Here is a 23,723-nt window from a genome sequence, read left to right on the forward strand (position 1 = left end):
ACTGCTCCCGGAGGCCCAGCTCCCCCTTGGCATACAACGCGGCGACTTTGGCCGACGTGCCGGTCCCGCAAGGAGACCGGTCGATTCCGCCCGGCGGCACGACGACCGTGTTGCGGCAGTCCGCCTCAGGAGACTCCGGATCGCTGAAGAATTCGATATGCGTTAAGCCGCGGATAACCGGAATTTCCGGATGAACGACTTCGACTTGCGCATTCACCGCTTCGCGGATCCGGATCGCCAGCCGAATAATGTCCGAAGCCCGATTAGGCACTAAGGGCAGGTTAAGCGGCCTGGCATCGACCAGTCCGTAGAAGTTGCCGCCGTAAGCGATGTCAAGCGTCAGCTCTCCAAGGCCGTCGACGAGTACGGTCACGTCTTTCTTATAGAGGAAAGACGGGATGTTCGTGAAGGCAACCTGCTTCACTTTGCCGTTCTCGATGTCCAGCGTCGCTTCCACAAGCCCGGCCGGCGTATCGAGACGCAGTACATTTTTGTCCGGAGGGAACAGGCCGCTCTCGATTAATGCCGTGCATACGCCAATCGTGTCGTGGCCGCACATCGGCAAATATCCGCCCGTTTCGATGAAGACGACGCCGATGTCGGCCGTCTTGTCGCACGGCTCGGTCAGGATGCAGCCCGACATGACCTCGTGACCGCGCGGCTCGTACATTAAGGCCCGACGAAAATCGTCGTGGCGCTCCGACATGTACACCATCTTCTCGGTCATCGTCTTTCCGATCAGAACAGGCGCTCCGCTCGTCACTGTGCGGGTCGGATTGCCGCCCGTATGCGTATCGATCGTCGTAATCATTTTGCCGAATTTCATAGGAGCACCTCCTGAGGGTCGCGTCCGTCGCGGAAACGGTCATACCGCAACGGCTCGGTCGGGATGCAAGTCGGCGAGTCGGACAGCATTTCGCTGATCAGCTTGCCTGTAACGGCTGCCAGGCTGATTCCGTCGCCTTCATGTCCGGCGGCCGTATACAATCCGGGAACTTCGTCGATCCGCGAGACGATCGGAAGATGATCCGGCGTCCACGGTCTCAGTCCGGCGTAAGCTCGCAGCATCGGGATATGCTCGATCACCGGGAAAAACCGGATCGACCGCTCGGCAATCAGCCGGATCACTCGTTGATCGACGCGGGTGTCGAAGCCGACGAACTGGCGGCTGGAGCCGATCAGGAAGTTCTGAGAGGCTGTAGGCTCGAAGACGAGCGCGACGCCGTATTCCGCGAACCTCGAATCGACTTTGCGCGTGCCGCCGAACTTGCTGATTAAGTAGCCGAACTCCATGACCTTGCGCTTGCCGATGCTCGTCGTGCGCGAAGCCACAAGAATGTGGCCTTTGCGCGGTTCGATCGGGATGTCGATGCCGACGAACTGCCCGACTTTCTTGGCCCATATCCCGGCGGCATTGATGACGACATTCGTCTTGATCTCCCCGTTAGGCGTGTCTACTCCGCGAATTCTCCGGCGTTCGTCGAGCAGGATTCCCGTAACCGGCGTATGCGTCCGAATACGGGCGCCCAATCGGCGTGCGGCAGCCGCAAGCGAATAGGTCAACAGGACAGGATTCACCGTCGAGTCCGTGGCGCATTCCAAGCCGCCGGGCAGATCGTCCGCCATGTAGGGCCATTCGTCGCGCAAATCTTGGCGGTCGAGCATTCGGAAGGGCAATCCCGCCTCCTTCTGACGAGCTACCCACCGCTCTGCGGCGATCATCTCTTCTTCGCTCTCGCAGACGAGAATGCTGCCGGGCGCCCGATATTCGAACTCCTCGTCGAGCTCCCGCGCGAGCTCGGCCACCAGCTCCTGCGACTTGAGCGACATCTGGCTATCGAAGCCCGGATCCTTATCAATGGCCAAGATGTTCCCGTCACACTTGGAAGAGGTTCCTCCGGCGACCTCTCCCTGTTCGACGACGACGACCTCCATCCCCAGCTTCGCGACGTAATAAGCGATCGACATGCCGATGATGCCCCCGCCGATGACCACAACCTCTGCCGAATCGGACTTCATCGTCTCTCCACTTCTTCCTTTTACAGAACGATAAGTTCTTTATTCGACTTCGTCAGCACTTCGATGCCCGTCTCGGTAACGACAATGTCGTCTTCGATTCGGACGCCGCCGAATCCCGGCACATAGATTCCCGGCTCGACCGTAATGACCATACCCGGAGCAAGAATGTCCGCACTCTGCTGCGACAGTCTCACGGGCTCGTGAATTTCCAGCCCGAAGGCGTGGCCGAGACCGTGTCCGAAGTTCGGGCCGTAGCCGTGGCTCGCGATCAAATCCCGGGCGATCGAGTCTCCGTCTTTGCCTGAAATACCCGGCTTCAAGCCTGCCAACGTCGCCCGATTCGCTTCTAGAACAATCGAGTACAGCTTTTTATGCTTCTCGGTTGGCGTACCCAGGAACACCGTTCGGGTCAAGTCCGAGCAGTAGCCTTCATAGCTCGCCCCAAAGTCGAGCGTGACGAACTCGCCCGCTTCCAGCAGCTTCCCGCTGGCTAAGCCGTGAGGGAGCGCTCCTCTTGGACCAGAAGCGACGATCGTCGCATAAGCGGAAGAAGGGGCTCCGTTCTTGCGCATGAGGTACTCCAGCTCCGCCGATACGTCCAGCTCGGAGATCCCCGGCTTCATGATCTCGAGAATCTTCTCGAAGGCCACCTCGGTAATCTCGATCGCTTTGCGAATGTAGCCGAGCTCCTCTTCGTCTTTAATGCCGCGCAGCGCTTCAACGACGTTCTGGGTCGGTACGAGCTCGACGCCTGCGAACTGTTCCACATAGCCTGTATGAGCGGCGTAGGTAACGTGGTTCTTCTCGAAGCCGAGCTTCCTTACGCCGTATGCCTTCAACGCCTCCGCGATCGACTCTGCAGGGTTGATCGCATGCAGGACGACTTCGTACGCCTTGGCCTGCTCGGCCGCTTGGCTCGTATAACGAAAATCGGTGAACAGCAGCGCCTTGTCCGACGTAACGAGAACATATCCGGATGAACCGGTGAATCCGGTCAAATACCGCCGGTTATACGGATTTGTAATGAATAATCCGTCCACTCCCAGCGCTTCGAGCTGCTTCCTGACGCGTTCCAGCCTTCGTGCTCCCATAGTTCGCCACCTTCTCGTAATTTCACTAGATTCAACAATATTAATTTTAATTCAACTATGTTGAACTGTCAATCGGATTCAAGCACTATTAACCCTTAATTCCAGTTAACGTTATCCCTTCGATAAACTGTCTCTGAGCGAAGAAGAAGAGCACCAGAATCGGAGCCACGATCGTCGCGGAGGCGGCCATCAAATAACCCCACTGGGCGTTGTACAAGCCTTTGAACGTGGCCAACCCGAGCGCCAGCGTAAACTTCTCGTTGCTGTTCAAATAAATAATCGGTCCAAGAAAGTCATTCCACACGTCAATAAAAGAGAAGATCGCCACGACGATCATAGCGGGCTTCGCAAGCGGTACGATAATCGTCCACAACACTCTGTACGGCGCCGCCCCATCCATATAAGCCGCCTCGTCAAGCTCCTTCGGAATGCCCATGAAAAACTGCCTGAGCAAGAAAATGTTGAACGCTCCGCCCCCGAACCATGCCGGAACCGTCAACGGCATGAACGTATTAATCCCTCCGAGACTTCTCCAGAGCATAAAGTTCGGAATCAGCGTCACCGCATAGGGGAGCATCATCGAGCCTAGCAGCAGCGCGAACACCAGATTTCTTCCCGGCCAGTTCAACCGAGCGAAGCTGTAAGCCGCCATCACGCTCGTAATCAACACGCCGCTGATCACAAACAGCTCAATCGTTAAGGTATTCAGGAAGTATCGGCCGAACGGCACGGAAGTCAGCGCTTCCTTGTAGTTGCTCCACTTGAACGGATCCGGAATCCATTCCGGAGGAAAAACAAAGATTTGGCTGTTCTCCATTAAGGAGCTGCGAATCAGCCATACGAACGGAAAGATCATCCCAATGCTGCCGACAATAAGCAGGACATAGAGCAGAGCGCGGAGGGGGGCAAAATTTTTTCCTGCAATCGTCATTATTTTCCGCCTCCTTCTTCATAGTGCACCCATCTGTTCGAAGTCTTAAAGACGATAAACGTTAATAACATAATGATCAGGAACAGCACCCAAGCCAGTGCGGAAGCGTATCCGATCTTCGACTCGGTGAACGCTTTGCGGTACAGATAATACACGTAGAACAACGTTGAATTGTTAGGCCCTCCTTCGGTCATGACGTACGCTTGATTAAAGGCTTGGAACGTGCCGATCAACGCCATGATCAGGTTGAAGAAAATCGTCGGAGTCATGCATGGAATCGTAATGTTCCAAAATTTGTGCCAGCGGTTTCCTCCATCGACCTCAACCGCCTCGTACAAATGTCCGGGAACGCCCTGCAAGCCGGCCAAGAAGATCAGGATGGTGTTGCCTACGCCCCAGGTGCTCATCATGATCAGCGAAGGGATCGCCGTCTCTTCGGCATATACCCATTGGGAGGTTGGCAGCCCGACGGCTTTCAGCCCGGAGTTTAATAAGCCGAAGTCCGGATTAAAGATCCACAGCCATAGAATCGTGTTCGCGATGCTCGGAACGATCGTAGGCAAGTAGAAGATCGTCCGGAAGATCGACAAGCCCTTGACCTTCTGATTCAACAGCATGGCCACAGCGAAGGCGACCGCAAGGCCGATCGGAACGCTGCCGAGCGCATAATACGTCGTCGCGTACAGCGCCTTATTAAACAAAGGATCATCCGTAAACACCGTCTTGTAATTGTCGAAGCCAATCATGGTCCAGTCGCTGCCAATGCTCCAGTCCGTCAAGCTGTAGAAGAAGGAAGCCGTCACGGGGTAAAGCGTAAAAATCAACAAGCCCAGTATCGGCGGCAACGCGAAAATAATCCCCCATTTTCTTTCCATCCGGGCGACGCCCGAAGCTTTGCTGCGCATGCGAGATCGAATCCCCTTTCTGTCGTCTTGTGGCGCAAACGTAGTCGCTGAATGCATGATCTCATTATCACTTAGAGGTAGGGACCGAACAATCGAATGTGTCCACCCTCTCTTTGTTTTGGTACGATTTTTTTCTTCTGCGGACGCGCGCGGAATTCTCCCCGAATACGCAGAAGAGCCCCGAATCCATCGAGGCTCTTCCTTGGTCCGATTACGTCTTATTTATCCGCGTATTTCCCTTGAAGCATAGGCTGAACTTGCGCTTCCAATTCGTCCAGCGCTTCCTGGGCCGACTTCTTGTTGGTCCAGATCATCTCCAGGGCCGGCGTGATCTTCGCATTCAGCTCCGGCCAGTTCTTCAGACTGGACGACGGGGATTTCGTCGAATACTTCAACGCATAATCAATCGCAGCCGTCTTCCATTCGGGCGGGTGAACTTGATTCGTCCAGGAGTCGATCGCCGCCTGGTCGGTATAATACTTCGTTTCGACAGGCATCCACAAACCGATCTTGTACAAGTCAACTTGCTCCGGATTGTTGTGAAACTTGTAGAACTCCATCGCTTCATCCGGATGCTTCGTGTTGGCGAACACGACGCTGGCGCCGGCGATATAGGTTGTTTTCGGTTCTTTGAAGATGGGCAGAACGCCGACTCCATAATTCAGCTTCGCATTGGAGATATCGAGCTGCGCCCAAGTTCCGTCCATCACCATAGCGACCTTGCGGGTTTGCAGACGAACGTAGTTGTCCGGCATGTTCTTCTGTTGAATAAGGTCCGGAGCCACATGATGCTTAAACAGCATATCCTGCAGCGCCTGGAACACTTCGACGGATTCCGGGCTGTTCATCGTGTATTGCATGCCCGTTTCGTCCGTGATGCCCGCGCCATTGCTCGCTAATAGAGGCGCCCAGGTTGAGCGGTCCGATCCGAAGGAGAACCCGTATTGATCGATATTTTTCGGATCGAAGTCCGGATCGTTCGCCGTTCTGCCCTTCGTATCCTTAGTCAGCTTCTTGGCGACTTCGAGGAATTCATTCCAAGTCCATGCCTTCTCCGCTTCTACCGGGGGCAGCTCGAGGCCCGCTTCCGTGAACAAGTCCTTATTGTAGTAGATAACCATCACTTCAGCCGCTGTCGCGTAACCGACGACTTTGCCCGGTTCGCTGTAGTAGAACGATGCCGGCAAGCGATTCTGCAATTCATCGGCCCCGACCACGTAAGGCGTAAAGTCCAGAAGCTTTCCTTCCGAACCCCACTTCGATGCGAGCGAATCCGGCAAATAGGCCACGTCCGGAAGCTCGTTGGACGCCATCAGCGTGTTGATTTTTGTATTGTAGTCTCCAGGCACGTGTTCCGCAGCCACTTGGATATTCGGGTGACTGTCGTTAAACGACTTGACCATCCCTTCTACCGCTTTCTTCTCATCGTTGCTTCCCCAGAACATAAATTTCAGTTTAACCGCTTCTTTAGGCGCTGCCGATGAACTGCTGCTTCCGCTGCCTTCGTCCGCTTTGTTCGCATCATTTTTGCCGCAGGCGGCCAGCGTAAAGGCAAGTACGAGCGTTAAGAAAATCAGATTCCATTTTTTCATAACCATGACCCTTCTCCCCTCGTAACCGTTTTGAAATTACCTTTTCATTATGCTGGGGAGCCGCCAACCGAACAATTGAATATGTCCACATGCTCTTTGTTTTGGTATGAACATTTCTATAAGAGGTTGTTCAAAAAGTCCGCTTTTGATCACGAAGCGATTCAGGAAGCGGATTCGGCGTCGAATCTTGAATTCAGCCGGTTCTTCCGGTGCTCACGTAGCTTCCACTACGCTCCGCTCCTCATACCCGGTCTTCATCCAACCTTCTCGGTGCTGAAAACCGGACTTTTTGAACACGCACTATAAATATTTTTTGCGGTATTCCGTCGGCGTCATGCCGATATGCTTCTTGAAAGCCACGCTAAAATAGTTCGTGTCCGTAAAGCCGACCTTAGCCGCGATGTCCAATATTTTCATCTCGGGATCGGCCAGCAGCGCTTTTGCCCGTTCGAAGCGAATCTGTGTCGTAAAATCCGCGAACGTCTCATTCGTCGCTTGCTTAAAGCGGCTGCTTAAATATTTCGGACTCATGTTCAAATGTTCCGCCAGCTTGACCAGGCTTAGGTCCTCAGCCAGATGCTCGCGAATCCATCCCTTCGCCTGTTCGATCACCTTGTGCGAACGGCATTCCTTGGACAGTCGAATGACGCGGCCGACCTCCGTGAGGTACTCGGTCAGAAACTGGATCAATTCATCAATCGTCCTGCAATCCGACAGCCCCACGAGCGGATTCTCGTGAACGACCGGCTTGTTCGGAATCTGGGCTTCCTTGAGCAGACGAATGACGAACATGACCAGTTGGGACGCGACGAGCCTCATATCGTTCCAAGCCATCGTCCGCAAGTTATCCGTCCATTCCCGCAGAATGCGATCGACATTCTCTTCGTTGCCCGCGCGGATTTCGCTGAGCAGATACAACTCCTTGTCCAGCATCCGATTGTTATGGGTCATCGTCACGACCGTCGACGAGTACGGAATGATCTGCCCTCCGCCGACGATTGCCTTGTACTCCATCGCGCGGATCGCTTCGTGGTAGGCGTTAAACGTTCTTTCCAGACCCTCCACCGGATGGCTGATTCCGATGCTGACCGTCAGCTTCAAGTATTTCAAGACGGCAGATCGCACCGCTTCCGCCATCTCACTTAGCTGGTTGTGTCCGTTGCCGAGACGGACCAACAGAATGATCCGGCCAGCGACTTCTCCGAACGAATAGACGCGAGGGTAAGCTTCCAGCGCTTCATCCACGAGCTTGCGGTACGCATACTGACTTAATTGTCGATCGCTCGCAGAGGCGCCTTCGAAAAAAGAAGAGAAATCGTCGACCTCGCAGCACAGAACCGCATACTCCTCTGCAGGATCCAGATGAACCCCGCTTGACGCAAGCAATTCCAAGCTTTGGTCAAGCGGACGGCGCTGCTGCACGAGATCAATCAGCCATTGTTCATGAGCCGCTTTACTGAAGTCGTGAACCTGCCTGCGGAGCAGATCCTCGCGTTGGTTGCGATCCTCTCTGAGCTGGGCTTGAAGCTTGGCTTTACTAAGCGCTTTGGAGAGCTCCTCCCGGACGACAGGCTTAAGCAAATAATCCGAAGCCTGCAGTGAGACGGCTTCCTTCACCCATTGGAATTCATCGTAGCCCGTCAGGAAAATAATCTGCGTATCCGCGCTGTGACCGCGAATCCGTTTGGCAAGCTCTATCCCGTTATAGTCAGGAATATTAATATCCAGCAGCATGATATCCGGTTGGCATTCCAGGTAAGCGCTCCATGCGGAAGCGCCGTCCTCCGCCTCGCCTGCCACTTCGATGGCCAGCTCATTCCAAAGGCTCGACCTTTTTAATCCTTCCCGGATGTAATATTCGTCGTCTACGATCATCGCCTTCATCTCTTTGAGCTCCCTTCTTTGTCGGGATATCGTCCTAGCTGTCGATCACTTGTCCATGGCTGTCCAAAAAGGGGATCGTGATCGACACCGTCGTGAATGTCCCCGGCTGACTCGACAATTCCAAGCCGTATCCCGCTCCAAACCTCATATGAATTCGGTCATGTACGTTTTTTAATCCATAGATTTTTCCAGACTCCCCTGTGCTTAACGCTTCTACAATCTCCTTCATTCTATCTTCCGGAATGCCCGGTCCGTCATCGCTGATCATGAACTTGATCGCATTGTCGGTCAAATGTCCCGAGAGCATGATCACGCCCCCTCCGGATTCTTTCTTTAATCCATGATAGATGGCATTCTCGACAAGCGGCTGAAGCAGCAGCTTGGGCATCCAATAGGGCATCATCTCCTCGTCTATTTCGCAGATCCATTCGAATTTACCTCTGAATCGAAACTGCTGAACCTTCACATACGAAGTGACATGCTCCACTTCATCGGCTATCGGAATAAGTTCGTTCCCCCGACTAAGCGTAACCCGAAAGAACTTCCCCAGCGCGCCGATGACCTCGCTCATCTCGGGTTGATCGCGCATCACGGCGAAACCGTTTAAGCTTTCCAGCGTGTTGTACAGGAAGTGCGGGTTGATCTGGGCTTGGAGCACCTGGATTTCCGCTTCCTTGCGCTTGAGCAGCGCATCGAACACTTGATCGTTCAGCTTCTGGTTTTCTTCCATCAGCCGAATGAACTTTTCTCCGATTTGACTGACCTCGTCACTCGCTTCAAACCGATATTGCAGCAGCGATTCGGCGTTAGGATTCACGATCATCATCGATCGGAGTCTTCTTAGCGGCCGGCTAATGGAATTGCTGAACAGGAAAGCGATCATCCATCCGATGACCAAGACGAACATAAACGTCTGAATCGTTAACTTGCCGAACTTGTTCGCGTCCTCGAGCAGGATCGAATCCTCAATCAGCGTCGTCATCGTCCAGCCGGTTCTCTCGATAAAGACCGAAGCGCCATAGAAATTCCGGTTACCGAGTGTAATTACCCTTTTGTCGAAAGCTTCTGAAAATTCCACATGCTGCATTTGATTAATGATTTCCTGCCCCAGGATGGGGTCTGTCTCGCGGGGCATATGGTACACCAATCCTCCGTAGTTGTCCCAGAAGAAATATTGCGATTGCTCGGAAGGATTGAGAAACTGCAGTCCTTTAAAAAGAGCGTCCTTATCGATCTCCAGCATAAGAAAACCGAGCGTGTCGTAATTGCCTTCCGTTTCCTTCAGAAGCTTTCCGACGATCATTCGCTCTGAGTAGTACGACTCTTCCGAAGGTTGTTTATTCAACCATAGGACCCGATTGTTAGCCTCGAGCATCTGTAAGTAACTCTCGCCGATGTCCTCGCTCATCATGTTCCGGTAATCGAATGCAATCGATTCGGTTCCCCGGAAGAGACGCTTAACGCCAATCCCGTTCTTGGAGTAGACCAGATAGGAGGTAATGAAGGGCTTCGATTGCGTGTACACGCTCATCAGCTTGGAAATTCGGCTAATATTGCGCATATAGGTGTAGTCGTCCATGTCCTTCTCGAGTAAAATGGCTTGAAGCTCCAGGTTGCCCATAATGACGTTCGCGAGATCATTGATGTCCTTAGCGACCTGATCCATATAGAGACTTGCCATATTCAAAGACGAGTACGCGTGCTTCTTGGCATTGCTTCCGAGTTTATCCGCGGTCATATTGTAGAAGATGGTGCTCAAGATAACCATCGGAACGATCACGAGCGTCGTTGTCAGCCAGAAAAACTTGCCGCGGATGGTGCTGATGTTGATCATTTCGCGAATTCTACGGATCACGAGCGCCCCTTTCGTCTTAGGAAATACAAAGAAAGGAAAACCCAGAAACCGGATCATTCAGTTTCTGGGAGGAATAGGAACGCGCAATTAAGATCTTAATTCTTGGAGCCAGACGAGCATTTCACCCGGCTCGCGATTCGCCCAGGCATAATAAGGTACCGCTGTAACAGGAACATCGGCGAATTCGTTCGGACCCGTCAAGTACAATTCTTCCTCGCCGTGATCTGGCAGCATCACGCGCTTGGCCTCGCCTTTCAGTACGACAACGCCTTCCAGGAGTCCGGCTTCGAATGAAGCTTCGAATTGGGAGGAGTCGGCGATCCGAATATCCGGCAGGTTGTCGCCGTTGTCCGCCTCTTCCAGACAGTATACGATGGGTCCCCGCTGCAGCGCGAGCTTGCCTGCATTGGCCCGCACCCTCGGATGGGAACGCACTTTCTCGACGGCCATGGGCAGCACCATTTCGATCTCGTCTCCGTTTACCCATGTGCGGCTTATCTTAACATACCCTTTATGCAAGTGAGAAGAGACGTCAATTTCTTCTCCATTCACCTTCAGTTGTGCACCTTTGCACCATCCTGGCACCCGAAGAGCGATCGTGAATTCTGCCGCTTCCTCCGTCTCGACCTTGATCTGAATATGGCCGTCCCAAGGGTAGTTCGTCTGTTGCGTTAGCCGTACCGACCGATCGCCAATCGTCTGCTCCGCTTGGCCGCCGACATAGAGATGGACGAACCACTCCCGGTCGCGGCTACTATAAGAATAAATGTATTGTCCAAGCGAGGCAATAAGTCGGGCGATATTCGGCGGACAGCAAGCGCATCCGAACCAGGGCTGGCGGGCAGGGGTCACGGAGCGCAAATCTTCGCGAATTCCGCAAGCCTCAGGCCATACTTCCAGCGGATTTACATAGAAGTAACTTTTACCATCGAGGGAAATGCCGCTCAGTATGCCGTTGTACAGGACTCGTTCCATTACGTCCGCGTACTCTGCGTCCGCCTCCATTTGCAGCAGCCGGCTCGCCCAGAACATCAGGCTGATGGCTGCGCAAGTTTCCGTGTAGGCCCGGTCGTTCGGAAGATCGTAATCGATCGTGAACGATTCCCAATATTCGTTCGACCCTACCCCACCGGTAACGTACATTCTCTTGCGGGTTACGTTTCTCCAGAGCTCCTTGGATACCTCCAACAGCCCGGCATCCTCGTACTCTGCGGCCAGATCCGTCACGCCGCTGAAGAGATACAGCGCTCGAACGGCATGCCCTTCGGCTGTTTTCTGCTCACGGACAGGCAGATGCGCCTGGAAATATTCCGGCTTCCTCCTCGCCACCCGGTGTTCCGTTCGCAGCGATTCCTCCTGGTCGAAGAAGGAAGGCTGTTGTCCCCGTTCCTCGACAAAAAAGCGACTCAGCTCCAAGTAGCTCTTATTGCCTGTGATCCGATACAACCTGACGAGCGCAAGCTCGATCTCGGGATGACCGTCGTAGCCTTTAATCTGATCTTGCTCCGGTCCAAACGTCTTCACCATATGATCCGCGTACCGACTCATAATATCAATGACTTTGCGTTTACCCGTCGCTTCGTAATAAGCGACAGCCGCTTCGATCAGATGTCCCGCGCAGTAGAGTTCATGATCGTCGCGCAGATTCGTCCACTTCCTACCCGGCTTCGCGACCGTAAAATACGTATTTAAGTACCCGTCGGGCTGCTGCGCCCTGCCGAGCAGATCGATGACATCGTCCGCGATCGCTTCAAGTTTCTCGTCGCGCTGAATGGACAAGGCATATCCGACGGCTTCCAGCCATTTCGCCAGATCGCTGTCCTGGAACACCTGGCCGTAATACTCGGCGGTCCGCTCTCCCGCAGCAATCCGGAAGTTCTCAACCGTATGGCTCGGCTCCGCGCCCGGGATCTCGTCATTCAACGCTTGCCATTGGTACGGAATTACCGTATCGCGGACGAGGTTTTGCCTAGGAGTCCAGAAGGCGTCGTCTATCGTTACGTTTTTTAACGGAATAGAAAACAGGCGTTGAAACACTATGAAATCCCCCTCATCGGTTGACTGCTTGATCTCATGATAGCATCGCGTTCCTTCTCTGTCGGTAGCCTGATGGTGAGAATTAGTGGACAAAACCGACTTTTTTCGTTACGCTCGACTTCGAGGGTATTCCGTTGGCAAGGAGTATACGGCATGCGATTGTTCAAAACAGACGTTTCCGCGCCTCTTGAATTCGTATCGGCGGGCAAGTTCGTATCCAATGTCCCCTGGAGACATTCGCAGCGGGTGATCGATAGCTTCGAACTCATCGTGGGGTTGAATGGAACCGTATATTTACAGCAGGACGAGGAACGGTACGCCCTTCGCCCGGGCGATGTTCTGCTGCTGCTTCCCGGCCGCGTTCATCAAGGTTACGCCGTAAGCGGAGAGAACAGCTCGTTCTACTGGGTTCATTTTTTATGTCCAGCTCCTTCCCAGTTGATCGAAGCGCCAGAAATTCCGGACGAATTGCGCATGCTCCTTACCCATCCGGAATCCCACCGCATGAACTCCTCCATCTACATCCCTGTGTTCTCTACGCCGTCCGGCATCGAGAGGCTCAATATTTTGTTCCACCAGCTGCTCCATATTGCCAATTCCGATTACTCAACCCATCTCGCAGCGGGATATATGACAACGTCGTTAATGCTGGAGCTATCCGAACAGACCATGGCCGGCTTGCGGATCGCCTTGGGCGATCACCCGGCGGACGATTTGCTGGCGAACCTGATCGAGTGGGTGCGTATCCACTTGGCGGAATCGATCAGCATAAGCCAACTGGCCGAAAGGTTCCAGTACAACCCTGATTACCTGTCGCGCTACTTCAAGCGGAGGACGGGCATGAGTCTTCAGGAATATATCCACGCCCTGAAACTGTCGAAGGCGAAGGACTTGCTGGCGCAAACCCGGCAAAGCGTGAAGGAAGTCGCCTACGAAGTCGGCTTCTCGGACGAGAAATACTTCATGAGACTGTTCAAAAAATACGAAAAAATTACTCCTACAGAATACCGGAAGGCTTACTATATGACGCACTTGAATAAAAGGTAGAAAGTAGGACTTTCCTTCACAGAGGAGCTTGGTGCGGACTTGAAATTTCATGGTGAATCGGGGTTGTCCGTGGTAGAACTTCGTCTATCCTCAGTCAATTTTAACAAGCGTGCGAGGCCCTTGTTCCTTCTCGCCGTACCAGAGCAAAACATCCGCAAGCAAATCCAAAATGCGAATGAATTGCTCCTTCTCGGCTTCCGGGATTTTGTCGGCATGTTGAAAAATATCGTTAAAGCAAATTTTGCAAACAAAGTCGGTGTACTTCGCGTACACCTCGCGTCCTTTTGCAGAAGGCTTCACGTAGATATCCTTGCGATTGCCGCTGAGATGATACTTTTCCAACAAGCCTTTTTCCGTCAAATTTTTAACGTTCTTGGAAAAGGTGCTGCGACTCACTCCGAGCCGAGCCGCCATCTCCGACATCTTCTCGTCTTTATCCTCAGACTCCAGAATATACTCCAGCGTCTGAATTTGCGAAGCGGAAAACATGACGTCCGTTCCGTAGCTCCGCTGCAATTTATAGGTATTCGAGTAGGCATTTCCGTACTTAATGATCTTCTCGATCAATACTCGATGATTGCCCATCCATTCTAATTTCATCGGTATACCCTTTCGCATTGGAATCCTTATTCCTTTATAGAAAGGATCATACCATATCGAACAATGCTTTTAACAGCCGCCGACTCGCAGCACCGAATATACCGACGCGCAAGTTATATCCGTTTTTCGATCCATTCAATCGCTTCTTCAATGACTTCGTCGCGACTTGTCTCATTGAAGATTTCATGCATGAGACGAGCATAGATTTTTAATGATTTATCGGTAGAAGCGATGTCGCCGTAGAAGTCGCGGGAGTCCTGTTCGCTCACTAGCCCGTCATTGGCCCCATGCATAACGAAAACCGGATCTACAAATTGCTTGGCATGCTGTTTCAACCACTCTACGCCATAGCCCAAGCTGTTGAACAGATCTACGGAGATTTGTTTTTCCACAAGAGGATCATTAGCGTAAGCGGATACAACTTCCGGATCGCTGCACACTCCATCGCCAAGCTCATTCGGAAAATACGTGCCCGAAGGAAGCTCAAGCGGCAGCTCGCCTGCGACCTTTGTGTGATAGCGGGTAAGCGCTCCCGATAAAACGATCCCCTTTACTTTCCCGGGATATTTGGTTCCAAAGGAAGAAGACGCAAAGCCTCCCATGCTATGTCCGATTACAAAAAGAGGGAGGTCGCCGCTCTCTTGAAGCGCCGCCTCGACAATGACATTCACATCGTCAATGAGTTGATGAAAGTCACTGTAAAATACGCGCTGACCTTCCGATCTGGCATGACCGCGATGATCGAAACGATATACGTTAAAGCCGCGCCCGTTTAATTTTTCCGTCAAATAATTGTAGCGTCCGGCATGTTCGCATAAACCATGAACGACTACGACAGCTGCTTTCGCCTCGCTAACCAAATCTTTGCTGAAATAAAGCTTCGTCCCGTCAAAGGATGCTATTTTCATTTCAATCGTCCCCATAAATACGATCCTCCCTATTTTTATATTCAAATAAAACAATATTGTTTCTTACAGAAACAATACTAACATCGCCAAAATATTCTGTCTATATGGAATCTAAACATGGATGGGTTCGCCCGTATAAAATGTCAGCGCTCACGTACTTTGTCGGTATCGTAATCACCTTCATTGTCGTGCGCGCTTTGCGTCAGGCACATCGGCAGTTTGGGAAGTCAACCGCCGATCACAGAGGCGAGCTAAATACGTTGCTCCGGTCATCAGTGATATGGTTAGGTTCTTAATACAGCCTTTCTTAGTGTTGAAGACAGAAACTCCGTCAAATGGAAATGAAAGGCTGCAAGCCACTCCTACGGGAAAATCAACTAGTGGGCAAGCCGCTTGCTCTGGCCATCAGGTTATGGTGTGGTTCTTTATGCTGCCGCAAGGCTGGGGTAGTTTTTTGGCCCAGCAACAACCGCGCCCTTCCCCCCTGATAAAACCTCTGAAAAAAAGAAACCACATGAGGTTGTCGCGCCCGAATGTGGATCAAAAATTTCATTCGTACCTCATCTCTGCCCATAGAAATATCCTCCTCTGATTGGCTTCTGAGGGGGATTATCTCATGGCAGTTGCACGATTCGAAGGTGGGGAGGGTTTGACGCTTACGTTGTTACACTCGCCATGTTGTCGACTACTAGTTATCGCTGTCCTTAAATGTTAAGTAACTAAGAGCAATACGCCTAACAAAAGGCAGAAGACACCGATCACTCTACTAATAATAATTACTAAAGTTGTAGGGCGATCTGATTCAAAGCTAACTTTTCCCTTTTTAATCTGAACCATAAAGCGTTCAAGCATCCAAATTTGTTTGGGAAAAAATAGGAAAGCTTGGCCGAATATAATTATTGCTATTCCCATAATCACATCTCCGTAACTACAAAACTTTGCTGTCTTGGAAGGTTAATTACACCGACTTGAGCAACCCGCAGGTTTGTCTCCTGTGTACGGACCAGATCTCCCTGAACTTATTGGTGCCGTCTACGCTTTCCGTTTCGTACTGCGTCGTAATTGTTTCATGAGCATTTATTGTTTAACTCCGAGAACAAGCTGTCCCCTCCGCCATATTTTGTTCAGCTTACCTGATTGGATTGAAGACAACACTTCACTCGCCGGAAGAAGGTCAGGCATGAACGCCGATTGTAGTTTGGAGATACCGGCGGTTGCAGCTGGATATTCGGACAATTTTTGACGGCAACCAGAGCAAAGGCCTGCCCGATTTTGATTCATTGAACGAAGGAAGGCAGAATTTTCTAAGCGATAGAAACAAGGATTCTGGGAAAGACTGCAAGCCATCAACTTGTGAAAAAGCTGTGTGTTTCATCGGATTTGGGACAGTTCTAATTAATGTTTTCCAGATGGATATGCTTTCTCTTGCTTAACTTAAAAGGTAACTAGGTTATCTTTGCTTTTACATGTTTCTCCATTTTAAATTAAGTTGATCCAGACGAACGCTGGCGCTGTTCTTTCGCTCTCTTCGCACGCCGTTCAAGTCCATCGTGTCAGAGGCTGGTTCAGGGCTGCGCCCCTGGAAGTCATCTGCCGAAAAAAAGGCGCCTTTATTGGTGTCTGATTTGCGCAATGCTTCTCATCAGTTGCACGTATAATTGCCTCGTGCTATCATAAGAATAGAAACAAGGAGCCGGACGCCATCCGACTCCCCTGTACAACATCTTGGATGGGAAACCTCCGAACAAACCCGAAAATAACCCGTATCCCCTGGCGCGAACCTGGGCGGGTTATTTTCGCTTTTTCGGATAAGTGAGCAACGCCAGCAAGAACATGCCGAGCATTATCACTTCCGTAAACGAAAATTGCATGAGCATCACCCCCCTCTGGAGGCGATACTTCCCCACCCAAGCCTGTCGTACATCCGTATTATAGCAAATTAAAAAAGAGATTCATAAAACATGGAACTACTTGCATCTCAGCGATTTCACCCGACTGTTTGTCGCTCAGGATACCATTTACCGATCCATTCTATCCGAACAGAATACCGGATTGTTGTGTACCTAGGTGTACAAATTCTGACTTAATGGATTATTAAGTTAGCCTGGTATCTACCCTCAATCCCCATACTGATTCCGAAACTGAACCGGAGTCATGCCGGACAGCTTGTGAAACGTATGCACGAAATGGCTGTCGTCCTGAAAGCCGACCTCGGCGGCGATGTCCCGGACTGTGCGGGAGCGGTTCGAGATCAGCAGCTCCTTGGACTTCTGAATGCGGAATTGAACCAAATACTGATAGGGGCTGATTCCCCAGCTTTTGCGGAACAGCGTGTTCAGATATTGCGGGCTGACGCCCAGCGTGTCCGCCATGCGGCCGAGGCCGAGGTCCGGATCGCCGTACCGCTCCTCGATGAGCAGGTAAATCGGCGTCAGTCTCTCGTGGCCCTTGGACAGCGAAGGCTGACCACTCGATCGGCCATACTGCTTCAACCACGACAGGAACGCGTACACTTCGAGCGACCCGCTGATCCCCGCGAAATCGAAGCTGTGGCCGATTCTCTCTCTGTAATGCTCGTGAACGCCGGCCAGCGGGCAATCCTCGTCCCAACCGATCGGCGTCATCGTCGGGATGTCCAAGGCTGCCGCGATCGGGTTCGCCAGCGCTCCGTCGAACGTCATAAACCATGTCGACCAGCGGCCGTCCGGGTCGGGAGCATAGCTGTGAGGCACATGCGGCTTCAGGAAAATGCCCTGATTCGGCTGAAGCCGGCAGGTCGTTCCGTTCACCGTAAATTCCCCGCTCCCCTCGACCGTATGCAGCCAGTGAAAGCTCTGAAACCCGTGCTCCCGATGAATCGGCGACTGATCGGTATAGCCGATGCTCGTCAAATGAAGCGGCAATCTCCGGTCCCACTCCGTCGTGACAAAATGCCTCCCATAGTACATCCCCTCGCACTCCTTAAGTTTCATTTTTCGATACGTTATAAGAAGTATATTATATTTAATTCGGTTCTGCCTTCAACTACAATAAGGGCGTAAGTTGAATTATACGACATCCTACCTGGCAGAGGAGCGGATCATCGCATGACGTTAAAGCTTGGTTTTATCGGAACCGGAGGCATTGCCAATCATCACATTCGCAATTTGGTGCAGATGGAAGGCGTCGAGCTGGCGGCGTTCTACGACGTCGATCTCGGACGAGCGCAAAAAGCCGCAGGCGAGCACGCCGGAGCGAAAGCGTATTCAAAATTGGACGAAATGCTGGACGGCTCCCGATTGGACGGCGTTTACGTCTGCGTCCCTCCGATGGCCCACGGGGAAGCGGAGGAGCGGCTCGTCGAGCGGGGCATTCCTTTTCTGGTGGAGAAGCCTCTCGGGATCGATCGGGAGCTCCCCCGCTCCATCGGCGGAAAGGTGAAAAATCGCAAATTAATCACTTCCGTCGGCTACCACTGGCGTTATAATGAATCTGCGGCGCTTGCCAAAAAGCTGCTGGCGGACAGCAAGCCCGGCATGGCTCTCGGTTATTGGATGGGCGGAATGCCGATGGTTCCATGGTGGAGAGTGCAAGCCGGATCCGGCGGTCAATTCGTCGAACAGACGACTCACATCGTCGATCTCCTCCGCTACGTATGCGGGGAAGTGCAAGAAGTGTACGCCGCCTACGCGCTTCAGGTGATGGGGGATAAGGTCGAAGGCACCGATGTACCCGACGTAGGCACCGTAACACTGAAGCTGGCTAACGGTATGGTCGCGACGATCTCGAATACTTGCCTGCTTCCGGTCGGCCATCACGTCGGACTGGACATCTACACCGGCAGCGGGGTCCTGGAGCTGAGAAGCGACGCGCTCAAGGAGATTACCGCCGCAGGAACGACGGTACATTCGAACGTCGCCAACCCTTATTACGTCGAGGACGAGGCTTTCCTGCATGCCCTGCGTACCGGGGATACGTCGCTAATTTTGTCCGATTATGAAGACTCGCTGAGAACGCACGAGATTACGATTGCGGCGAACGAATCGGCGCTATCCGGCCAAGCGGTGAAGATAGGCTAAACTTGTTATCCTATTTGGATCTACAGAGAGGAGCTTGGAGCGACATGAAATTTTCGCTGTGTATCGGGGCTTATCAAGGGAAGGACGTCGTCTATCATCTGGAAAAAGTAAAAGAGCACGGATTCCAGGGCCTGGAATACTACGCGTGGTGGGATCTGGGCGATCTGAAGAAGCTGGCGGCGGAGCAGGAGCGCATCGGCGTCGGACTTAGCGCCACCTGCACGAAATTCATCAGTCTGGTGGACGAGTCGCTGCGCGACGCTTATCTGGAGGGCGTTCGCCAGACGATCGAAGCGTGCCGCATTCTCGGCGTCCGCTCGGTCATCTCCCAGACGGGCAACGTGCTGGACGGCGTGCCGCGGGATCAGCAGCGGCAGGCGATGGTCGAGACGCTGAAGCGCTGCGCGCCTCTGTTCGAAGAAGCCGACATTGTGCTGGAGGTGGAGCCGCTGAACGGTCTGGTCGATCATGCCGGCCACTTCCTGCAGCGCTCCGACGAATCGGTCGACGTCATCGACCAGGTCGGCAGCCCGAACGTCAAGCTCGTGTTCGACGTCTACCATCAGCAGATTACCGAGGGCAACGTCATCCGCAACGCGACCGGCTACATCGACCGCATCAACCACTATCACATCGCCGACAATCCGGGACGCAAGCAGCCGGGCACCGGCGAGCTGAACTACGTCAACATTTTGCGCGCCATCAAGAACACCGGCTTCTCCGGCTTCGTCGGCCTGGAGTGCGGCTACACGATCGATACGGACGAGGCTATCCAGCAGTTTAAGGAGGACCTTTTGTCCCAGGTGCTGTAAAAGAACGGGGGGCTGCCGGAATGGCGGCCCCTTTTCTTGGACGCAGCGGTCTGCGAAGCCGTTTTGTGTGGCTGTTAGTGGAACTTCGGTGGGATAGCGGTCTGCTGGACCGTAAATGCGGCTGTTGGCGGGGAAATCGTGGGATTAACGATCTGCTGGACCGTAAATGCGGCTGTCGGCGGGGAAATCGTGGGATTAACGGTCTGCTGGACCGTTATCCCGGCTGTCGGCGGGGAATTCGTGGGATTAACGGTCTGCTGGACCGTTATTCCGGCTGTCGGCGGGGAATTCGTGGGATTAACGGTCTGCTGGACCGTTATCCCGGCTGTCGGCGGGGAATTCGTGGGAATAGCGGTCTACTTGGACCGTAAATGCGGCTGTCGGTGGGGAATTCGTGGGATTAACGGTCTGCTGGACCGTAAATGCGGCTGTTGGCGGGGAATTCGTGGGATTAACGGTCTGCTGGACCGTTAATGAGGCTGTTGGCGGCGGTGTCCCTCGGAAGTTAAGCTCGCATCGCGGGCCCAACTTCCGGGAAACTTATGCAGATATCTTAATGAGGATAAGCCATCTCGAATTCGATGCCGCAAGGTCCGCCGTCCGGGTTCGGCTCGAGATCGACGGCCGTGCCGTCGGCGCGGAAGAGCGGTCGGTAGTGCGTGTTGATGCGCGTCGCCGACGCATTGGCGTAGTGGCAGATGAACGCGCGGCGGAATCGGTCCTTCGTCTTGTTCCGGTAGGAGCCGTGGATCAGATTGCCGTTGAAGAACAGCACGTCGCCCCGGTCCATCACCGCGGGAATCGCCTTCTGATCCTTCGGCGGCTTCACGTAGTGAGTCGTGAACGACTCGTTCGAGTCGGCCGTCTCCGGGCACGAAATCTCGAAGTCGCTCGTCTTCGGCACGACAAGCAGCCCGCCGTTCTCTTCGTCCGCCGCGTCGATCGCCGTCCAGGCGGCGATGCAGTTGCCCGGCTCCACCTGGAGATAGAAATTGTCCTGGTGCAGCGCCTGGCCTCGGGAGCCCGGCGGCTTATAATAGAACATGCTCTGCGCGGCCAGCGCCTCTTCTCCGTACAGATCGGCCAACACTTCCATCACCGGGCCGTGCAGCATGTACCGTTTGGCTGTCTCATTAAACCGATGAGGGTGCATGACCCGCGGATACCTTTTCAGCGGATCGGCGTTTTCCCCGTCCAGCACCGGCTCGAAATAACCGGGCACCGCCCTGTCACTCATCTCCTCGAACGTTGCGTCGATCTCCCGCAAATCCTTCTCGGAAAACAACCCTTTTACGATGACGTAGCCTTCCTTTTCGAAAAAAGCGAACTGCTCGTCGGTCAACGCCTTCAGCTTCGTTCCCATCTTCATCGCTCCCTTGGCGGCAATGTCGTTGCTCTTGACATCAGCTTACCCGCTTTCGTATCGTGGATGAAGTAAGATTACTGCTGTAAAGTACTTGTATTCTGCTGCAAACCAGCCCGAACGGAGATTGTCTATGCCGCATAATAAACATCCCGAGGAATATGTCGACACGTCGATCGGCGCCATGCTCGCCGGACACTTCCGCGAGAACGACCGCTACGTCATCCGCCGGCCCGAGGCTAGATCCGATTGGCTCATCGCCATGACGCTAAGCGGGGAGGGCTATTTTCGCACGCCGGCAGGAGAGAAACGGTGCCCCCCCGGTCACATCGCGATTCTTCGCTCCGGAACTCCGCACGAATACGGAACGGTGCCGGGACAACAGTGGAACTTCGTTTGGGCTCACTTCGGCAAACTATCGGAAACCAGCTATTTACCCGACGAGGAGGTTGTCGTCGCCGAGCTGCCTGAAGGAGAAACGCGCAAACGGGCTTACCGCGCGTTCCGCAGTCTGCTCCGCGACTCCCGCGAGCGTTCGGCCTACTGGCAGGCGCTGTTCGAGAACGCGATCCGCGAATTGCTGCTGCTCGTCGCACAGCGTCTGGAGAAACGCCTTGATCCCCGCATCGAGCGCGCCCTTCAGTTCCTGTCGCAGAACATGCCGGAGGAAATCCGTCTCGAGCGCATTGCCTCCGAGGTCGGCCTGTCCGCTTCCAGACTGTCGCATCTGTTCAAGCAGGAGATGGGCGTTCCGATTCTCGACTATTTAAACGGCATGAGACTCCGGCAAGCCGCCCTGCTCATGCGTCACATGGGCAGATCGGCCACCGAAGCCTCTCTGGACGTAGGGTTCAACAACTACAATCATTTCGCCGCTTTATTCCGGAGGGCGTACGGGCAAAGTCCGCGAAGCTTCGCCAAGGGGCCGGGCGATTAAACGAGTACAGGGATTCCGCTCCGTCCCCTCCGCGATATCCAGCTTCGACGCAACTCCCGACTCCGACGCAGCATCCTGCCTTCAGCGCGCTCGGCACAGCTCCCCGGCCCCCGCGCACGAACGCCGGCAGCCCGGTCCGCAAACGCCGCTAATTTTTCACGAGGCTGACATCGTCCAGTTGGATCCACGTATCCCCGTTCGCCCACATTCCGGCGTAGATTTCCATGATCGAATCGGGGCCGGAATTGAAGGTTACGGTAAGCTCCGTATAGTTCGCGAGGGCATAAAACCGGGTTTCGTTCCGGATCGGCCCGTTCAGCGGCCCGCGCGCTCCGAAATAGCCGCTGTCGTTGTTGGCCGACGTCCGAATCCAGCCCTTCAGCGTGTAATTGGTATAAGGCTGAACCGCGACGCTCTGCTTCAGGGCGTTCCAACCGCTGTTGTAGCGGACGAAGCCGTTGTTCTGCCCGGTTCTCGCAAAGCCGAGCCCCCGGTCGATTCCCCCGTGCCCCTGCAAATACCAAGGCGCCATATGCGTCGTCGCTGCCTGCGTCTCGAAGCCCGGCTCGGAGATCATATTCGCGCCGAAGGCGTCCGGACTCAAATCCGCCTTCATCAGAAACGTATTGTAAGGCCCCCACTCCGACATGAGAAAATAAAGCTCCGTTCCGCCGTTCGACCACGGATGGATATACGAGCCGTACATGCCCGGATAATCGCTGCCCCGCAAAATGATCTTCTCCCCGCTCCACGGTCCCGTCGGAGAGGGCGCGTCCCGCATAACGAGCGCCTCCGTGTAGGGATTGAGATACGCCATGACGTACCGGTTAAAATGCGTGTTGTAGACGACCGACATTTCCCCGGCAATCCCGATCGCGACCGGCGCGGCCGACGCCTCGGAGGCGTTCCAGGCGTTGCCGTCCCAATACCGGTAAGCGCCGATGTTCAGCATGTCGGCCTCCGCCACCCTGGCCAGGTAGATGCTGCCGAATCTTCCGTTCGGCGTCGCGTACATATAGACGTAGCCGCCGCTTTTGACGAACGCGGCCATCTGGAACTTGCTGCTCCAGGCCGCGTTGTTCTGCCATCTCGCGGTCGGATGCTTCGTCCACGTCTGCCCGTCGTCGTCGGAATACGCGATGCCGGAATAGTTCGTATACCACATGCCCGGGTCTCCCCAATGGTGTACGGACATGTAGTGGATGTAGTGCCGGGCTCCGACCGTGACTCCCGCCGTCGGAATGACGGTAATCTCGTCGTTGTTGATTTTCTTGGACGACAGAATTTCCTTGGCATGGCCCGGCGTATCCTGAATCATCGTGGCAAACGTCAGCCCGTCGGCCAGATTCGCATCCGCGGACTTCGCCAGCACGTTGCTCCTCCATCCGGTGCCGCAGCCGCCGTCGCCGCACCAGCCGGGACCGAACGTATCGCCGAACAGCACGAAAATCTCCCCGCCGCCCTTGTCCCACATCATGCCCAGATCCGTGCCTTCCACCTGGTAATTGGTATGCGTCTGGTTCGGGTTGGGCAGCGTCTCGCCTGCAGGCGTAGCGCCGGTCACGCGCGCGACTTTCGTCACGTTCGAGGGAGTCACCGCGCCCGCCGGCCCGGCGTACGGCATGACCGACAGCAGCGCCAACGCCATTACCAACAACAGCTTCCAGCTTCTTCCCGCCATGCT

Annotated in this window: 21 protein-coding genes; 6 read left to right on the forward strand and 15 right to left on the reverse strand. The window is 53.9% G+C overall.

Going from position 1 to position 23,723, the window contains the following annotated elements:
• From ACESLM_RS18530 to ACESLM_RS18570, 9 genes are all read right to left on the reverse strand, one after another.
• The coding region (locus tag ACESLM_RS18530; RefSeq protein ID WP_372633056.1) for a proline racemase family protein at positions 1 to 826 on the reverse strand (826 nt) is incomplete at its 3' end.
• Positions 823 to 2,019, reverse strand: coding sequence for an NAD(P)/FAD-dependent oxidoreductase (locus tag ACESLM_RS18535; RefSeq protein WP_372633057.1), 1,197 nt, complete (start codon positions 2,017 to 2,019; stop codon positions 823 to 825). The genes ACESLM_RS18530 and ACESLM_RS18535, both read right to left, overlap by 4 nt.
• 20 nt (positions 2,020 to 2,039) lie before the next feature.
• Complete coding sequence (locus tag ACESLM_RS18540; RefSeq protein WP_372633058.1) at positions 2,040 to 3,110, reverse strand: M24 family metallopeptidase; 1,071 nt, start codon at positions 3,108 to 3,110, stop codon at positions 2,040 to 2,042.
• Between the two features lie 88 nt (positions 3,111 to 3,198).
• The gene (locus ACESLM_RS18545; RefSeq protein ID WP_372633059.1) at positions 3,199 to 4,041 is read right to left on the reverse strand and encodes a carbohydrate ABC transporter permease; all 843 of its coding nucleotides are present in this window, start codon (positions 4,039 to 4,041) and stop codon (positions 3,199 to 3,201) included.
• Positions 4,041 to 4,946 (reverse strand): carbohydrate ABC transporter permease, encoded by a 906-nt coding sequence (locus ACESLM_RS18550; RefSeq protein WP_372633060.1) that lies wholly within the window; start codon positions 4,944 to 4,946, stop codon positions 4,041 to 4,043. The genes ACESLM_RS18545 and ACESLM_RS18550 overlap by 1 nt, the downstream gene beginning before the upstream one ends.
• 218 nt (positions 4,947 to 5,164) lie before the next feature.
• Positions 5,165 to 6,538, reverse strand: a complete 1,374-nt coding sequence (locus tag ACESLM_RS18555) for an ABC transporter substrate-binding protein (protein ID WP_372633061.1) — start codon at positions 6,536 to 6,538, stop codon at positions 5,165 to 5,167.
• Positions 6,539 to 6,838: 300 nt separating this feature from the next.
• A complete protein-coding gene (locus tag ACESLM_RS18560) occupies positions 6,839 to 8,422 on the reverse strand; it encodes a helix-turn-helix domain-containing protein (RefSeq protein ID WP_372633062.1) in 1,584 nt (527 codons plus the stop codon).
• A 34-nt stretch (positions 8,423 to 8,456) separates the two neighbouring features.
• Positions 8,457 to 10,277 carry a cache domain-containing sensor histidine kinase gene (locus ACESLM_RS18565; protein ID WP_372633063.1) on the reverse strand — a complete coding sequence of 607 codons (1,821 nt, stop codon included), beginning with the start codon at positions 10,275 to 10,277 and terminating at the stop codon, positions 8,457 to 8,459.
• Between the two features lie 87 nt (positions 10,278 to 10,364).
• Entirely contained in the window at positions 10,365 to 12,314 is a 1,950-nt protein-coding gene (locus tag ACESLM_RS18570; RefSeq protein WP_372633064.1) for a glycoside hydrolase family 127 protein, read from the reverse strand.
• Between the two features lie 153 nt (positions 12,315 to 12,467).
• On the opposite strand from ACESLM_RS18570, the gene ACESLM_RS18575 reads away from it, so the two are divergent.
• Complete coding sequence (locus ACESLM_RS18575; protein ID WP_372633065.1) at positions 12,468 to 13,361, forward strand: helix-turn-helix domain-containing protein; 894 nt, start codon at positions 12,468 to 12,470, stop codon at positions 13,359 to 13,361.
• Between the two features lie 90 nt (positions 13,362 to 13,451).
• On the opposite strand, the gene ACESLM_RS18580 is transcribed toward ACESLM_RS18575, so the two are convergent.
• The 3 genes from ACESLM_RS18580 to ACESLM_RS30405 form a co-directional block, all read right to left on the reverse strand.
• On the reverse strand, positions 13,452 to 13,961 hold the full coding sequence (locus tag ACESLM_RS18580; protein ID WP_372633066.1) for a MarR family winged helix-turn-helix transcriptional regulator: 510 nt from the start codon (positions 13,959 to 13,961) through the stop codon (positions 13,452 to 13,454).
• A 113-nt stretch (positions 13,962 to 14,074) separates the two neighbouring features.
• Positions 14,075 to 14,884: an alpha/beta hydrolase gene (locus ACESLM_RS18585; RefSeq protein ID WP_372633067.1), complete on the reverse strand. Its 810-nt coding sequence runs from the start codon at positions 14,882 to 14,884 to the stop codon at positions 14,075 to 14,077.
• 696 nt (positions 14,885 to 15,580) lie between these two features.
• Positions 15,581 to 15,781 carry a DUF6199 family natural product biosynthesis protein gene (locus ACESLM_RS30405; RefSeq protein WP_483862603.1) on the reverse strand — a complete coding sequence of 67 codons (201 nt, stop codon included), beginning with the start codon at positions 15,779 to 15,781 and terminating at the stop codon, positions 15,581 to 15,583.
• 302 nt (positions 15,782 to 16,083) lie between these two features.
• Here ACESLM_RS30405 and ACESLM_RS18590 point away from each other — a divergent pair, with 302 nt between their 5' ends.
• A complete protein-coding gene (locus ACESLM_RS18590) occupies positions 16,084 to 16,302 on the forward strand; it encodes a hypothetical protein (RefSeq protein WP_372633068.1) in 219 nt (72 codons plus the stop codon).
• Positions 16,303 to 16,986: 684 nt separating this feature from the next.
• Here the strand turns inward: ACESLM_RS18590 and ACESLM_RS18595 are convergent.
• Positions 16,987 to 17,817 carry an AraC family transcriptional regulator gene (locus ACESLM_RS18595; protein WP_372633069.1) on the reverse strand — a complete coding sequence of 277 codons (831 nt, stop codon included), beginning with the start codon at positions 17,815 to 17,817 and terminating at the stop codon, positions 16,987 to 16,989.
• A gap of 138 nt (positions 17,818 to 17,955) precedes the next feature.
• Here ACESLM_RS18595 and ACESLM_RS18600 point away from each other — a divergent pair, with 138 nt between their 5' ends.
• From ACESLM_RS18600 to ACESLM_RS18610, 3 genes are all read left to right on the forward strand, one after another.
• Positions 17,956 to 18,927 carry a Gfo/Idh/MocA family protein gene (locus ACESLM_RS18600; RefSeq protein WP_372633070.1) on the forward strand — a complete coding sequence of 324 codons (972 nt, stop codon included), beginning with the start codon at positions 17,956 to 17,958 and terminating at the stop codon, positions 18,925 to 18,927.
• 44 nt (positions 18,928 to 18,971) lie between these two features.
• A complete protein-coding gene (locus ACESLM_RS18605; RefSeq protein WP_372633071.1) occupies positions 18,972 to 19,739 on the forward strand; it encodes a TIM barrel protein in 768 nt (255 codons plus the stop codon).
• Positions 19,740 to 19,877: 138 nt separating this feature from the next.
• Positions 19,878 to 20,213: a hypothetical protein gene (locus tag ACESLM_RS18610; protein ID WP_372633072.1), complete on the forward strand. Its 336-nt coding sequence runs from the start codon at positions 19,878 to 19,880 to the stop codon at positions 20,211 to 20,213.
• A gap of 79 nt (positions 20,214 to 20,292) precedes the next feature.
• Here the strand turns inward: ACESLM_RS18610 and ACESLM_RS18615 are convergent, their stop codons facing one another.
• Positions 20,293 to 21,102 carry a phytanoyl-CoA dioxygenase family protein gene (locus ACESLM_RS18615; RefSeq protein ID WP_372633073.1) on the reverse strand — a complete coding sequence of 270 codons (810 nt, stop codon included), beginning with the start codon at positions 21,100 to 21,102 and terminating at the stop codon, positions 20,293 to 20,295.
• 133 nt (positions 21,103 to 21,235) lie between these two features.
• Between ACESLM_RS18615 and ACESLM_RS18620 the strand changes: the two genes are divergently transcribed.
• Positions 21,236 to 22,039: a helix-turn-helix domain-containing protein gene (locus tag ACESLM_RS18620; RefSeq protein ID WP_372633074.1), complete on the forward strand. Its 804-nt coding sequence runs from the start codon at positions 21,236 to 21,238 to the stop codon at positions 22,037 to 22,039.
• A gap of 148 nt (positions 22,040 to 22,187) precedes the next feature.
• Here ACESLM_RS18620 and ACESLM_RS18625 read toward each other — a convergent pair whose 3' ends face one another.
• On the reverse strand, positions 22,188 to 23,720 hold the full coding sequence (locus ACESLM_RS18625) for a glycoside hydrolase family 183 protein (RefSeq protein WP_372633075.1): 1,533 nt from the start codon (positions 23,718 to 23,720) through the stop codon (positions 22,188 to 22,190).
• Between the last annotated feature and the right edge of the window lie 3 nt (positions 23,721 to 23,723).

Origin of the sequence: Cohnella sp., assembly GCF_041641335.1 — a bacterium.
Taxonomy (GTDB): domain Bacteria; phylum Bacillota; class Bacilli; order Paenibacillales; family Paenibacillaceae; genus Cohnella.